This window comes from Corynebacterium sp. p3-SID1761, from assembly GCF_055862885.1.
On sequence record NZ_JBSQBJ010000003.1, the window covers coordinates 1 to 12,299 of the forward strand.

The 12,299-nt window shown below is 57.8% G+C and carries 11 protein-coding genes and 5 tRNA genes; 4 read left to right on the forward strand and 12 right to left on the reverse strand.

Features of this window, described 5'->3' with window-relative positions; translation table 11 throughout:
• Positions 1 to 282: 282 nt before the first annotated feature.
• The 4 genes from murA to ACWXWJ_RS02675 form a co-directional block, all read right to left on the reverse strand.
• Positions 283 to 1,539, reverse strand: a complete 1,257-nt coding sequence (gene murA / locus ACWXWJ_RS02660; RefSeq protein ID WP_473963471.1) for a UDP-N-acetylglucosamine 1-carboxyvinyltransferase — start codon at positions 1,537 to 1,539, stop codon at positions 283 to 285.
• Between the two features lie 57 nt (positions 1,540 to 1,596).
• The gene (gene ramA / locus ACWXWJ_RS02665; protein ID WP_293791142.1) at positions 1,597 to 2,457 is read right to left on the reverse strand and encodes an acetate metabolism transcriptional regulator RamA; all 861 of its coding nucleotides are present in this window, start codon (positions 2,455 to 2,457) and stop codon (positions 1,597 to 1,599) included.
• 158 nt (positions 2,458 to 2,615) lie between these two features.
• Positions 2,616 to 3,131, reverse strand: a complete 516-nt coding sequence (locus tag ACWXWJ_RS02670; protein WP_448307144.1) for a DUF2505 family protein — start codon at positions 3,129 to 3,131, stop codon at positions 2,616 to 2,618.
• Positions 3,132 to 3,190: 59 nt separating this feature from the next.
• Positions 3,191 to 4,018 (reverse strand): enoyl-CoA hydratase-related protein, encoded by an 828-nt coding sequence (locus ACWXWJ_RS02675; RefSeq protein WP_473963472.1) that lies wholly within the window; start codon positions 4,016 to 4,018, stop codon positions 3,191 to 3,193.
• Between the two features lie 160 nt (positions 4,019 to 4,178).
• On the opposite strand from ACWXWJ_RS02675, the gene cysK reads away from it, so the two are divergent.
• Both cysK and epsC read left to right on the forward strand, forming a co-directional pair.
• Positions 4,179 to 5,114: a cysteine synthase A gene (gene cysK, locus ACWXWJ_RS02680; RefSeq protein WP_473963473.1), complete on the forward strand. Its 936-nt coding sequence runs from the start codon at positions 4,179 to 4,181 to the stop codon at positions 5,112 to 5,114.
• A gap of 159 nt (positions 5,115 to 5,273) precedes the next feature.
• The gene (gene epsC / locus ACWXWJ_RS02685) at positions 5,274 to 5,858 is read left to right on the forward strand and encodes a serine O-acetyltransferase EpsC (RefSeq protein ID WP_293791138.1); all 585 of its coding nucleotides are present in this window, start codon (positions 5,274 to 5,276) and stop codon (positions 5,856 to 5,858) included.
• 57 nt (positions 5,859 to 5,915) lie between these two features.
• Here the strand turns inward: epsC and ACWXWJ_RS02690 are convergent, their stop codons facing one another.
• The 8 genes from ACWXWJ_RS02690 to ACWXWJ_RS02725 all read right to left on the reverse strand — a co-directional run bounded on the left by ACWXWJ_RS02690 (position 5,916) and on the right by ACWXWJ_RS02725 (position 10,011).
• On the reverse strand, positions 5,916 to 6,260 hold the full coding sequence (locus tag ACWXWJ_RS02690; RefSeq protein WP_473963559.1) for a GNAT family N-acetyltransferase: 345 nt from the start codon (positions 6,258 to 6,260) through the stop codon (positions 5,916 to 5,918).
• A 141-nt stretch (positions 6,261 to 6,401) separates the two neighbouring features.
• Positions 6,402 to 6,474, reverse strand: a tRNA-Phe gene (locus ACWXWJ_RS02695).
• Positions 6,475 to 6,509: 35 nt separating this feature from the next.
• Positions 6,510 to 6,583 (reverse strand) — tRNA-Asp (locus ACWXWJ_RS02700).
• 252 nt (positions 6,584 to 6,835) lie between these two features.
• Positions 6,836 to 6,909: transfer RNA gene (locus tag ACWXWJ_RS02705), tRNA-Asp, on the reverse strand.
• Between the two features lies 1 nt (position 6,910).
• Positions 6,911 to 6,983, reverse strand: a tRNA-Glu gene (locus tag ACWXWJ_RS02710).
• Between the two features lie 131 nt (positions 6,984 to 7,114).
• Complete coding sequence (locus tag ACWXWJ_RS02715) at positions 7,115 to 8,203, reverse strand: alkene reductase (RefSeq protein ID WP_473963474.1); 1,089 nt, start codon at positions 8,201 to 8,203, stop codon at positions 7,115 to 7,117.
• Between the two features lie 132 nt (positions 8,204 to 8,335).
• Positions 8,336 to 8,408: transfer RNA gene (locus tag ACWXWJ_RS02720), tRNA-Lys, on the reverse strand.
• A 97-nt stretch (positions 8,409 to 8,505) separates the two neighbouring features.
• The gene (locus ACWXWJ_RS02725) at positions 8,506 to 10,011 is read right to left on the reverse strand and encodes an acetyl-CoA hydrolase/transferase family protein (RefSeq protein WP_473963475.1); all 1,506 of its coding nucleotides are present in this window, start codon (positions 10,009 to 10,011) and stop codon (positions 8,506 to 8,508) included.
• Between the two features lie 342 nt (positions 10,012 to 10,353).
• On the opposite strand from ACWXWJ_RS02725, the gene dusB reads away from it, so the two are divergent.
• Together dusB and phoU are read left to right on the forward strand one after the other, a co-directional pair.
• Positions 10,354 to 11,478: a tRNA dihydrouridine synthase DusB gene (dusB, locus tag ACWXWJ_RS02730; protein ID WP_473963560.1), complete on the forward strand. Its 1,125-nt coding sequence runs from the start codon at positions 10,354 to 10,356 to the stop codon at positions 11,476 to 11,478.
• An 80-nt stretch (positions 11,479 to 11,558) separates the two neighbouring features.
• Positions 11,559 to 12,299 (forward strand): phosphate signaling complex protein PhoU, encoded by a 741-nt coding sequence (gene phoU, locus ACWXWJ_RS02735; protein ID WP_473963476.1) that lies wholly within the window; start codon positions 11,559 to 11,561, stop codon positions 12,297 to 12,299.

Here is a 12,299-nt window from a genome sequence, read left to right on the forward strand (position 1 = left end):
GCAACACCACATCAACAGTGGCAGCCACGTTGCGACGGATTACGAGTGTAAAGCAACCGTGAATCAAAAGCAAATTCCCGGTAAACAACCCGTTGCACTCGCACACAACAAAAGACTGTTTTTACAGCTTTCAAATGATTAGCCAGACACGCTCACCAAAGGCTTGCTGCAAGCTACTCACTCACAGCGCCGTGTCGCGCTGACTCGAATAAATGTACACACACCCCAATACAAACACAAACAACCAGGTCAACGCCGATATCTGAGCAATATCAAACGCTTCTAACGCTGAACTCGCTCGATCCCTGCCCCCAAGGAGCGCAACTGCTCCGGGAACTCCGGGTAGCCACGGTCGATGTGGTACACGTCGTGCACTTCGGTCTGCCCGTCTGCAACCAAGCCAGCCAGCACCAAACCGGCACCGGCTCGAATGTCAGAACTCCATACCGGAGCCGAAGAGAGCCGCTCCGTTCCGCGGATCACTACGTGGTGGCCATCAATACTTGCGTCCGCCCCCAGGCGCATCATCTCATCGACAAAGCGGAAGCGAGACTCGAAGATGTTCTCCGTAATCACACTCATCCCCTCACTCACGGTGCACAGCGCAATCGCCATCGGCTGCAGGTCGGTCGGGAACCCTGGGAACGGCAACGTCTGATAATCCACCGCCTTCGGACGCTCCACCTGCACCACACGGAACCCAGTCGGATACGTCTCCACCTGGGCGCCCGCCAGTTTTAGCTTCTCCAACACCAAATGCAAATGCTGCGGATCAATACCACCGACCGTGATGTCGCCCTGTGTCATCGCCGCTGCATAAGCCCAGGTGCCAGCGACGATACGATCACCCACGACCTCGTGATTCACCGGGTTTAGTCGCTCCACTCCCTCCACGGTGATCGTGTTAGATCCGGCTCCACTGATCTTGGCGCCCATCTCCACAAGCATGTTGCACAGATCCACGATCTCTGGCTCGCGCGCCGCGTTATCCAAGGTGGTGGTTCCCTCTGCCAAAACGGCGGCAGTCAGAATATTCTCCGTTGCCCCCACCGAGGGGAAGTCCAATTTGATCTGAGCCCCATGGAGCTCTTCGGCTTCGGCGACCAAGCAACCATGCTCAATCTTGGTGGTTGCTCCAAGTAATTCCAGTCCAGATTGGTGCATATCAAGAGGACGGGAACCGATGGCGTCACCACCGGGAAGGGCGACCCGCGCCTTGAGGCGACGAGAAGTTAGCGGCCCCAAGACCGCGACGGATGCACGGAACTGACGTACGGCCTCGAAGTCCGCGTTGTACTCGATTTCCTCAGGAGTGGTGATGCGAACGACAGAACCGTCGAGCTCCACCTCGCAGCCCAGGCCACGCAGAACCTCGGCCATGTAGGGCACATCGGCAATTTCTGGGCAGTTGGTCAACGTGGTGGTTCCAGGCGCCAAAAGTGCAGCTGACATGAGCTTAAGCACGCTGTTCTTTGCGCCGGACACCTTGATGGCGCCCTGCAGCCTGGTTCCACCGGTTACTACGAAGCTGTCTTTCACGCCCCCTAGCCTACAAAAAATCGCCCCACTCATGGCGGGGCGAGAAACAGGGCTAGATCAGGGCAGTGCGCCGATACGCCGTGCTGCGTTAACAGCCTCGTAGCGAGTGTGCGCTCCGAGCTTGCGCATGACAGAGCGTAGGTAGCTCTTCACCGTCTCTGCACCAATCCCCATCTCGGCTGCGGCTTCCACATTGGTGTGACCGAGAGCCACGCAGGCCAAAACATCCAGCTCACGCGCAGAAAGCTTGGTGGTCTGCTTCACGCGCACTGGGGAGACCATTTGGTCGCATAGGACTTCAAGATCTCGCCGCAGTTCATCGTCACCCACACGGTTTGCGAGCATGCGAAGCTTGCTGTGAGTGGCGCGCACCTGTTCCCATTCGGCGCCGGACATCGATCGCACCTGCTTATTTGTGGAGGACGCCGCCGCGTTTGCACCACGACCGGCCTCATTCGTACGCAGCGCCTCATTGACTGCAATGTCCTGCTCCAGGCAACGCGCGGTCATGGTGACCTCTTCGAGCACCTTGTCTCCCATGCGAGCACGAGAGTGCACGCCCGCATACAGCACGCCCCGCACCTCGCGCTTCACGATCACGGGCACGGCAACTACGGAGTGCAGTCCTTCATCTCGAATGTGACGGTCAAAGTCGTGGCTAATGGACTTAGCTCGGGTGTAGTCGGAGACTCCTACGGGACGGCGGGTGGTTACGACGCGGCCACCGACGCCTGCGCCTGGTGCAATCTCAAGGTTGTGCAGCGCCGGCGTGCGCAGCCCTACCCACTTGGAGATCCGCAGCTTTCCTTCGGCGGAGCTCGCCGCGTACATCGTCACCGGGATGCCAGTCGCGTTTTTTAGAGAATTCAGCGCAGAAATGATGACATCTTCGTCATCGCGTTGCCGCTGCTGGTCCACCTGTTCACTCCTCAAACTTGACCTGTGGCGCCTAGCCTTTCGCGGGCATAGACGCCGTGTGAGTAGGGAGTATAGTTCACCCCCTAGCTACCCCCAAAACTGCCCCCATGCTTTCATCAGCAAAAAGGTGCACATCCACTCCTAACCTTTTTGGGGTCTTATTGAGCCTCCGTGACACTTAGATTCCGAATGCGCGCCAGGCTATCGTCGACAACCTTGTCCGAAGTTTTGAGCAGGTGCTTTTCCAGCTTGCCTGAGATCAATGGGATTGATGCTTTTGCCGTGAGGATCGCCTCGACCGTTGTCAGGTCTGAGTCCGCCGCCGCATAGATAAAACGGGTTTCCATTGTCCCCATCCCCATCGGCAGCTCCATCGTCGACGTCGCCTCGAACGCACCTTCTTCGTCTGGTTGTGACACATAGGTTTCTTGGAAAGCTAGGGGTTTCGTCCTGTCCTCGGAAAGCTCTTCTAGCTCTTTTTGGGACGCCCTCACGCCAACCCGCGCCCACACTCGACCATCGGGGAGCTCTTTCCGCTTCGCCTCAACAATTTGAGAGTCCGACTTCTCAACCATTCCCTCATCGGTCAGAAGGAACCGTTCGCCCGAGACAACCTCGTAGACCTCGTGAATGGACAGTTCAATGGTGCGGTTGACTTGCTTGGAATGTGCCATAGCCGCAATTGTGCCAGGTTTAACCAAGGAGGGGTTGGCAATGTTTGGGGGGCTAGCGCCTAGCGGTGCTTCCACTCCGGCTTACGCTTCTCCACGAAGGCGGCCATGCCTTCCTTCTGATCCGCAGTGTCGAACAGGCGCCAGAACTGCTGGCGTTCGGCCTCCACGCCCTTATCCAGAGTGGAGCGGTATGCCTCGTCCACCATCTCAGTGGCGGCGGCCAGTGCAACGTGGGACATGCTTGCAACCTTCGCCGCTACCTTTTGAACCTCGTCGGCGAAGCCCTCTGCCGGCAGAATCCGGGAAACCAAGCCACAGCGTTCAGCCTCCTCGGCATCCATCATGCGCCCAGTAAGGATCAGATCCATGGCCTTGTACTTCCCCACAGCACGAGTTAGTCGCTGGGTGCCACCCATACCCGGAATAATGCCCAATGTGATCTCCGGCTGTCCGAACTTGGCGGACTCGCTAGCCAGCAGAATATCGCCCAGCATAGCTAGTTCGCAGCCTCCGCCGAGAGCAAATCCGGAGACCGCGGTGATCAGCGGGGTCTTCAGCTGGGCCAACTTTTCCCAATCTCCAAAGAGGCGCTTTTCGGCTACCTCTGGGTAGACCTCGTCCTTCATTTCCTTGATATCAGCACCGGCAGCAAAACTCTTTTCGCTGCCGGTGATGACGATTGCGCCAATCGCCGGGTCGGCATCCAACGCCTGAGCAGCCGGAACGATTTCGGAAAGCACAGCACTGTTCAGCGCGTTAAGTGCCTTTGGTCGGTCCAGGGTGATCGTTGCGACGGCACCATTGACGGCTACCTGAATGGTTTCATAAGGCTGGTCGGGGTTCACGGGGTTTACTGAAGTTTGGTTTTCGGAAGTCATGGTTGCCATTGAACCAAATCCCCTGAATCTGCGTCTGAGATTCTGGCAAAGCTTTGGGTGCGAAAGGGCGTCACGAGAGAGCGGCCAAACTCAACAGTGGTGTAGGCCGACAAAGAGGTGTAAACTACCCGATATAGACCGATCAGTCTAGAATGAAAGGATCGCCCCCATGGCGAAGATTTACAACAACATCACCGAGCTCATCGGCGGCACTCCCCTAGTGAAGCTGGGCGCCTTCGGCGAAGGCCTGAAGGCTAACGTCCTGTTGAAGCTAGAAGCTTTTAACCCGGCTAACTCCGTGAAGGATCGCATCGGTAAGGCCATCATCGAGGCAGCTGAGAAGGACGGCACGTTGAAGCCGGGCGGCACCATTGTCGAGGCAACCTCCGGCAATACCGGTATCGCACTAGCAATGGTCGGCGCCGCGAAGGGCTACAAGGTTGTCCTAACCATGCCGGAGACCATGTCGAACGAGCGTCGTATTATGCTGCGTGCCCTGGGCGCAGAGCTCGTACTCACCCCCGGCCCCGGCGGCATGCAGGGCGCGGTAGATAAGGCCAACGAGATCGTTGAGAGCACCGATAACGCCATCCTGGCACGCCAGTTCGCTAACCCGGCCAACCCAGAGATCCACTACAGCACCACTGGTCCAGAGATCTGGGAAGACACCGACGGCGAGGTAGACATTTTCGTTGCAGGTGTGGGCACCGGCGGTACCATCTCCGGCGCAGCGAAGTACCTGAAGGAAAAGAACGAAAAGATCGAGATCGTTGGCGTAGAGCCAGCAGACTCCCCGTTGCTGACCGAAGGCCGCTTCGGACCGCACAAGATCCAAGGCTTGGGCACCAACTTCTTCCCGGAGAACCTCAACAAGGACATCCTGGATCGCGTCATCGATGTTCCGCTGGAGAACGCCACCACGACCGCACGCGAGCTAGCCAAGGCCGAGGGCATTCTCTCCGGCATCTCCTCCGGTGCCGCCGTCTGGGCAGCGCTGGAAGAGGCCAAGAAGGACGAGAACGAGGGCAAGACCATCGTCGTTATCGTTCCGGACTTCGGCGAGCGCTACGTCTCCACCCTGCTGTTCGACGACCTGCGCGACTAGTTCTCCGCCCAGCATCCCAGCCACAGAAGTAGGCGCTACCCCCTTTTTCCGCCTTGCGGTGAAATAGGAGGCAGCGCCTTCTCGTTATAGTGGCTGCGAAAGTTCTTTAGGGCACCTATCTCCCGCCCCTCTATAACCTCCGACCGAAAGACCACACCCTTGAGCATTCTTGGACGCATCCGCGAGGATCTTAACAATGCCCGCGAGCACGACCCAGCGGCCCGTGGCGACGTGGAAAACGCCATCGTGTACTCCGGCCTTCACGCCATCTGGGCGCACCGTGTCTCCCACGCACTGTGGACGCGCGGCCACCGCAGCATCGCCCGCATCATTAGCCAGGCCACTCGCGCTCTAACCGGCATTGAGATCCACCCGGGCGCCACCATCGGCCGGAGGTTCTTTATCGACCACGGCATGGGAGTGGTCATCGGTGAAACAGCGGAAATCGGCGATGACGTGATGCTGTATCACGGGGTAACCCTGGGAGGGTCCGAGCTTGTTCAATGCAAGCGTCACCCAACCATCGGCAATGGGGTGATGATCGGTGCTGGTGCAAAGGTTCTGGGTCCCATCACCATCGGCGAGGGCTCCGCGATTGGCGCCAACGCCGTGGTTACCAAGGATGCTCCCCCACACTCAATCCTCACCGGCATTCCGGCAAAGATTCGTCCCCGCAAGCCGGAGCAGAACACTCCGCTGGTGGACGCCGTGAAGTGGGTCGACGACATGCAGAACAACATCTAAGCGTTCACCACAGCGCCCCTGCGGAGCTTTCCCTTCGAGACCTTTCTCAGTGGGACGCTACGAGGCCAGCAGCTCTTTGAATTCCGGGTTCTTCTCCACGAACGCCGCGACAGCCGAGCAGCTGGCCTTAATCTTTAGGTTCGCCTCCTTTGTACCCAGCAGAGCCTCACTAATAAGAGGCTTAGACAAGCCCTGACCGCGGTACTTCGGATCCACCACAGTGTGGTTGAAGTCTCGTACCCCATCAGCCTGGGAGTACTCTGCAAAGCCAGCCTCCTGGTCATCGACGTAGATGACAAAACGACCCTGGTCTTCATCGTGAACAATGCTCTTCGTGACTGACATTGCGGTGTCTTTCCTTTCGCTTCTCTGCCGTTTGCTCTGTACTCGACTACGCTGCATTCGACTACTCGGCACTCGACTACTCAGTACCGAAACAACGTTTATAGCGTCCATGTCGTACACCGCCAGTGTACGTTTTGACGCACAGAGGCAGAAACACGGCAAAACCCCGGTAGCGTCATTGCTACCGGGGTTGGAATGTGGCCAGAGCCGGGATCGAACCGGCGACCTTTCACTTTTCAGGCGAACGCTCTACCAACTGAGCTATCTGGCCTTCGTGCTCGACCGCTTCCGATCCGAACATCGAAGCGACCCTGACGGGACTTGAACCCGCGACCTCCGCCGTGACAGGGCGGCGCGCTAACCAACTGCGCCACAGGGCCAACATTGCCTGCACAACTAAATAAAACGACCAGACAACAACTTGTCTAAGCCGTCTGTTGCACGAGAATAGACTCTACACAGTGACAAACTTCTAAGGCAAATCAGCTGTTCAACGACAGTTTCTGGAATAACTTCGCTTCACTGTCGAAGTATGAATCGCTTGGAGAATGTGGGCGTCAAAAAGAAAGCAAGAAGAAAAGAGCCCTCCCGGCGCACAAACACCGGAAAGACTCCAAAAAGCTCTTAACTTGCGACCCTGACGGGACTTGAACCCGCGACCTCCGCCGTGACAGGGCGGCGCGCTAACCAACTGCGCCACAGGGCCGTACTCCCAACGGGATTCGAACCCGTGTTACCGCCGTGAAAGGGCGGGGTCCTAGGCCTCTAGACGATGGGAGCTCTACAAAGTAAGCCAACGAATCACCGCAGGCTTGCTTAGCAGCTTGATCAGTTTAAACCAGGGGCCAGCGACAGAACAAATCGCCCGTTGAGGTGGGCAAAGCAGCCCCCTACCCCGCTACGACAACGCACTAATCAGAGACAGACGGGTAATCCGTGTAGCCACGCTCACCACCCACGTAGAACGTGGACTGATCTGGCTCATTGAGGGGCAAATCCTCGCGCCAGCGGCGCACCAAGTCCGGGTTGGCAATCAACTGACGGCCGACTACGACAGCATCCACGTAGTCCAGCTCTAGCTCACGCTGCGCATCCTCCTGAGTAGTCACGGTGCCGAAACCGTCGTTCATGAGTACCTTTGTCACACCGTTGGCGCGAGCCTTATTTGCCAGAGTCGAGATCAGCTCGCTTTCCGGGTGCGCGTGCAGGAAAGACACATAGGCAAGGTTCAACGGGGCGATGGCATCCAGTAGACCTCCATATGTGGCCACCATGTCCGCCTCGTCTTCCTCAATAACCCCTTGCACATTGTGCCCTGGCGAGAAGCGCACTCCTACGCGGTCGGCGCCGATTTCTTCTACTAGCGCGCGGATTACCATCTCCGACAGACGCCAACGGTTTTCCGGACTGCCGCCGAACTCATCCTCGCGTTGATTGGACGAAGGTGCCAAGAACTCGTGAAGCAAATAGCCGTTTGCGTTGTGGATCTCCACGCCGTCAATTCCCGCGTCGATAGCCCGCCGTGCAGCGCTGCGGAATTCCTCTACGATTCGCGGAATTTCCTCTGTTTCCAGTGCGCGCGGCACTGGAGCCGGCATTTTTCCAGCGAATCCACGAACCTGCCCATCCCAATTCAGCGCGCTGGGCGCTTCTGCTTGAGCTCCATCAATGAGATCCGGGTGGCTGGTGCGTCCACCGTGCATGATCTGCATGAAAATAATTCCGTTGGCGTTGTGCACCTCATTAGCCACGTCGCGCCATCCAGCCGCGTGCTCATCGCTTGCAATGCCCGCCTGGCCCGGAAACGCACGATTCGTCCACGCGGGGAAGGTGCCTTCGGTAACGACCAGCCCGGCGCTGGCGCGCTGGGAATAGTACTTCGCATGCAGTTCGCTCGGCAGGCCGCTGTGGCCTGCACGCTGACGTGTCAGCGCTGCCACGGTCACACGGTTGCTCAAGATATAACGGCCAAGATCCAAGGAAGAAAACAATGTTGACATGTCATTCTCAACGGAATTTCGCGCAAGATTGTTCCAACTTCCGCGCACTAATTCCCAGCCGACAACACCAAAACCCCGCCACAGCGCACCCATGATCTCCATGGAAGCGCCGCGACGGGGTAATTGCGAATGTGGGCCCTGTGGGGCTCGAACCCACGACCTGCGGATTAAAAGTCCGTAGCTCTACCAACTGAGCTAAAGGCCCAACGGGGAGCATTCTATCTAACGCCTATGCGAAGCAGAAAATTGCCCCCACCACATAGCTACGCGCAACAGGCATGCGCCCAACCATGAACCCGGCTTTAGCCCTTCATAGAGCCCTTCTCCGCCAGGTTGATGTGGAAATCGAAAGCGGTCTTCAGATCGTGCGGAGTCTGCAGATAGTGCCCCTCAGAGCACGCACGCTCGTAGTACTCCTCCAGCAGCGGACGATAATCCGGGTGAGCGATGGAGATGATCTTCGGGACGCGCTGACGCGGCGCGAGACCACGCAGATCGGCATAACCATACTCAGTGATTACGACCATCGTGTCGTGCTCCGTGTGGTCAATGTGAGAAGCGAAAGGAACGACCGCGGAGATCGCACCATCCTTCGCTGTGGACGGCGAGATAAAGGTGGACAGGAACGCGTTACGCGTGAAGTCACCAGAGCCGCCGATACCATTCATAACCCGAGAGCCCGCCACGTTGGTGGAGTTCACATTGCCGTAAATGTCGCAACCGATCATGCCATTAGACGCGATCAGACCAGTGCGGCGAATTACCTCAGGGTGGTTAGAGATCTGCTGCGGACGCAGGACAATGTGCTCGCGGTAGCGCTTAGCCTCTTCATTCATCTTCTTTGCATAGTCCGGAGATAGCGCGAAAGAAGTAGCGGAGGCGACGGTCATCTTGCCATTGTCGATAAGATCCAGCATGCCGTCCTGGATCACCTCGGTGTAGGCCTGAATGTTTTCGAACTTAGAATCCAGCAGGCCTGCCATCACAGCGTTCGGGACGTTTCCGACGCCGGACTGCATAATGTAGCCGTCGTACGTGAGGCGCCCTGCCTCAACCTCTCCCTCCAGCAGATCTAGGAAGTGGCCGGCGATCTTTTCGGAGATCTCGTCGGTCGGCTTGAACGGTGCGTTGCGATCCTCCGCGTTGGTCTTTACAACAGCTACGACCTTGTTTTGGTCGACTGGAATGAAGGTGGTGCCAATGCGGTCGCCGGGGCGGTTGATCGGAATTGGGGTGCGGTTAGGCAGATCCTGGATCTTGTAAATGTCGTGCATGCCCTCCAGGTCGAGAGACTGCCACTCATTCACCTCGATAATGATCTTGCGCGCAGAGTTTAGGTACTCCACGTTGTTACCCACAGCCGAGGAAGGAATGATGTTGCCAGCTTCGTCAATACGCACAGCCTCCACCACGGCGACGTCGAGATTGCCGAAGAAGCCCTCCTCTACCTGCTGACCCAGGTGGGAAAGGTGGATGTCCTGGTACAGGATCTCACCCGCGTTGATCTTCTTGCGCATCGTCGGGTCAGAGGCGTACGGGGTGCGGTAACGCACTGCGTCCGCTTCCGCCAGTACACCGTCGCAATCGGGAGCGGTGGAAGCTCCGGTAAACACGTCGATTTGGAAGTCTTCGCCTCGCTCATGCAGCTCCTTAGCTTTCTTCGCGATGGCGCTAGGCAAAGCCTTGGGATAACCCGCGCCGGTGAAGCCAGACATGCCAACCTTGTCTCCATGGTTGACGAACTGCGCCGCCTCCTCCGCAGAAACGACCTTGGACTTATAAAACTCGTTGGCAATGCGCTCAGACATCGGTTCCTCCTCGATTGCGGTGTAGCGAGTAGCGGTTTCTCCGCTTTGTTTTCTCAGCCTACATAAATGTGACTTAGCTCGCCTTCACCGTCCAGCCTATTGTTGAACAATCAATGTTGCTACTTCGGCCTATGTTTTACGGCAGCTCTTGACGCCCTTTGGTATTCTTCCCTCCCCAGTGTGAGAATGGTGCCCGTGACTACATCGACCGCAACCCCCACCTCCACCACCGCGAACCACGCAACCAGCAGTGCCACCCCTGCTAATACTGCCGTTCAAGGCCAACACAGTTCCGATCGCCCGCAAAACACCACCGGCTTCCGGGGGCTGCAGATCGGCAGGATGCAGCTCGACTCCCCTGTGGTTCTGGCTCCCATGGCCGGCGTGACGAACGTCGCTTTTCGCAGCCTGTGCCGCGAACAAGAACGCGAGCGCATAGGCTCTGTCGCCGGCCTCTATGTATGCGAGATGGTAACTGCGCGAGCGCTGGTCGAGCGCAATCCGAAAACTCTGCATATGACGACCTTTGCTCCGGACGAGAATCCGCGAAGCCTGCAGCTGTACACGACTGACCCGGAGTACACCTACAAGGCAGCAAAGATGATTGTCGACGAGAACCTCGCCGACCATATCGATATGAACTTCGGCTGTCCCGTGCCGAAAGTCACCCGTCGCGGTGGCGGTTCCGCCTTGCCCTATAAGCGCAAGCTCTTTGGCAACATCGTCGCTGCAGCGGTCAAAGCGACTGAAGGTACGGACATCCCGGTCACCGTAAAGATGCGCGTCGGCATCGACGATGAACACCACACACATCTGGATGCAGGTCGCATCGCAGTGGAAGAAGGCGCGGCTGCCGTAGCGCTCCACGGCCGCACGGCTGCGCAGCGATACTCCGGCCGCGCGGATTGGAATGAGATCGCGCGCCTGAAGCAACACCTGGCTCACACTGGCATTCCCGTTCTGGGAAATGGCGATATCTTCAAGGCGACAGATGCCCGGGCAATGATGGAACAGACCGGCTGTGATGGCGTCGTCGTTGGACGCGGATGCCTGGGGCGGCCGTGGCTATTCGCAGAACTGTCGGCAGAGCTGCGCGGGCTGCCAATCCCCTCTCAACCCACCTTGGGAGAAGTCGCTCGCATCATCCTTCGACACGCCGAGCTTCTGGCAGCCCACGACGGTGAGCAGAAAGCCTGCCGAGATCTACGCAAGCACATGACCTGGTACCTCCGCGGCTTCCCAGCCGGCGGCGATCTGCGCCGCAGTCTGTCGCGAGTCAGCAGCCTGGATGAGTTGAAGACTGCTTTGAGTGAGGTTTGGGACTCGCCTGCCTTGGCCGAGGACGCCGATGGTGCTCGCGGTCGCCAAGGCTCCCCAGCTAAGGTTGCACTACCCGATGGTTGGCTGGACGACCCGGAGGATGAGACGGTGCCCGATGGTGCCGACATCGAAAATAGCGGTGGCTAAACCCTAAGGTCATTTGTAGGGGCTAAACATCGGGGGTTGAACGTCAGCACAACCAAAAATCAAAGACTATAGTGCTTGGCATGCGCAAAGAGTACCGAAACCAGCTCCGGGACTTTAACCACAACATTTCACTCATGGCGGATTTCGTTCGCACCACCCTCAATTCCGCCACTCGTTCTCTCCTGGAAACTGATCTCGAGCTCGCGGAGAAGGTTCTCAGTAGCATAGATACGCTGGAGGATCTACGCGTCAATTCGGTTGCAGCGGCCTTCCAACTTTTGGCCCTCGAGGCACCTGTTGCGCGCGACTTGCGATTCGTCGTCGCAGGCCAGCATATTGTCGAGGATTTCACCCGTATGGGCGCGCTTGCGGTGCATGTGGCGAAGGTGGCGCGGCGGCGTCATCCAGAAAATGCTGTACCAGCACCCCTACGCCCCTATATCGAAGAAATGGCACGTCAGTGTGACCAATCCGCGGAGAAAATCCAGGAGCTGCTACGCGATCATAATGTTCAGACTGCGCTCGATCTCATCAAGGATGACGACGCGATCGACGACATCCACCGCCACCTCTTTCAGCTCACTACTCAGCGAGACTGGCCCCATTCCGTGCGTGAGGCTGTGGATCTCACGTTGCTTTCCCGTTACTTGGAGCGCTACTCGGACCATGCGGTGGAAATCGGCAATCGCATCGTCTTCATTGCCACGGGTCTCACTCCGGAGGAGTACCAGCGAAAGCAAGAGGACGATGAACTCGAAGAGCGCTTCCGTAAGAAGTTCGACGAACTGCGCTATCGCTACGACACGAACTTCGACTACTAG

Excerpts from the sequence above, each read along its gene's own strand:
- ACWXWJ_RS02690 (WP_473963559.1), bottom strand. The coding sequence starts at position 6,260 with ATGCAGCGTAGTCGAGTACAGAGCAAACGGCAGAGAAGCGAAAGGAAA.
- ACWXWJ_RS02670 (WP_448307144.1), bottom strand. The coding sequence starts at position 3,131 with ATGGCACATTCCAAGCAAGTCAACCGCACCATTGAACTGTCCATTCAC.
- ACWXWJ_RS02675 (WP_473963472.1), bottom strand. The coding sequence starts at position 4,018 with ATGGCAACCATGACTTCCGAAAACCAAACTTCAGTAAACCCCGTGAAC.
- dusB (WP_473963560.1), top strand. The coding sequence starts at position 10,354 with ATGCAGCTCGACTCCCCTGTGGTTCTGGCTCCCATGGCCGGCGTGACG.
- ACWXWJ_RS02725 (WP_473963475.1), bottom strand. The coding sequence starts at position 10,011 with ATGTCTGAGCGCATTGCCAACGAGTTTTATAAGTCCAAGGTCGTTTCT.
- phoU (WP_473963476.1), top strand. The coding sequence starts at position 11,559 with ATGCGCAAAGAGTACCGAAACCAGCTCCGGGACTTTAACCACAACATT.
- ACWXWJ_RS02715 (WP_473963474.1), bottom strand. The coding sequence starts at position 8,203 with ATGTCAACATTGTTTTCTTCCTTGGATCTTGGCCGTTATATCTTGAGC.
- cysK (WP_473963473.1), top strand. The coding sequence starts at position 4,179 with ATGGCGAAGATTTACAACAACATCACCGAGCTCATCGGCGGCACTCCC.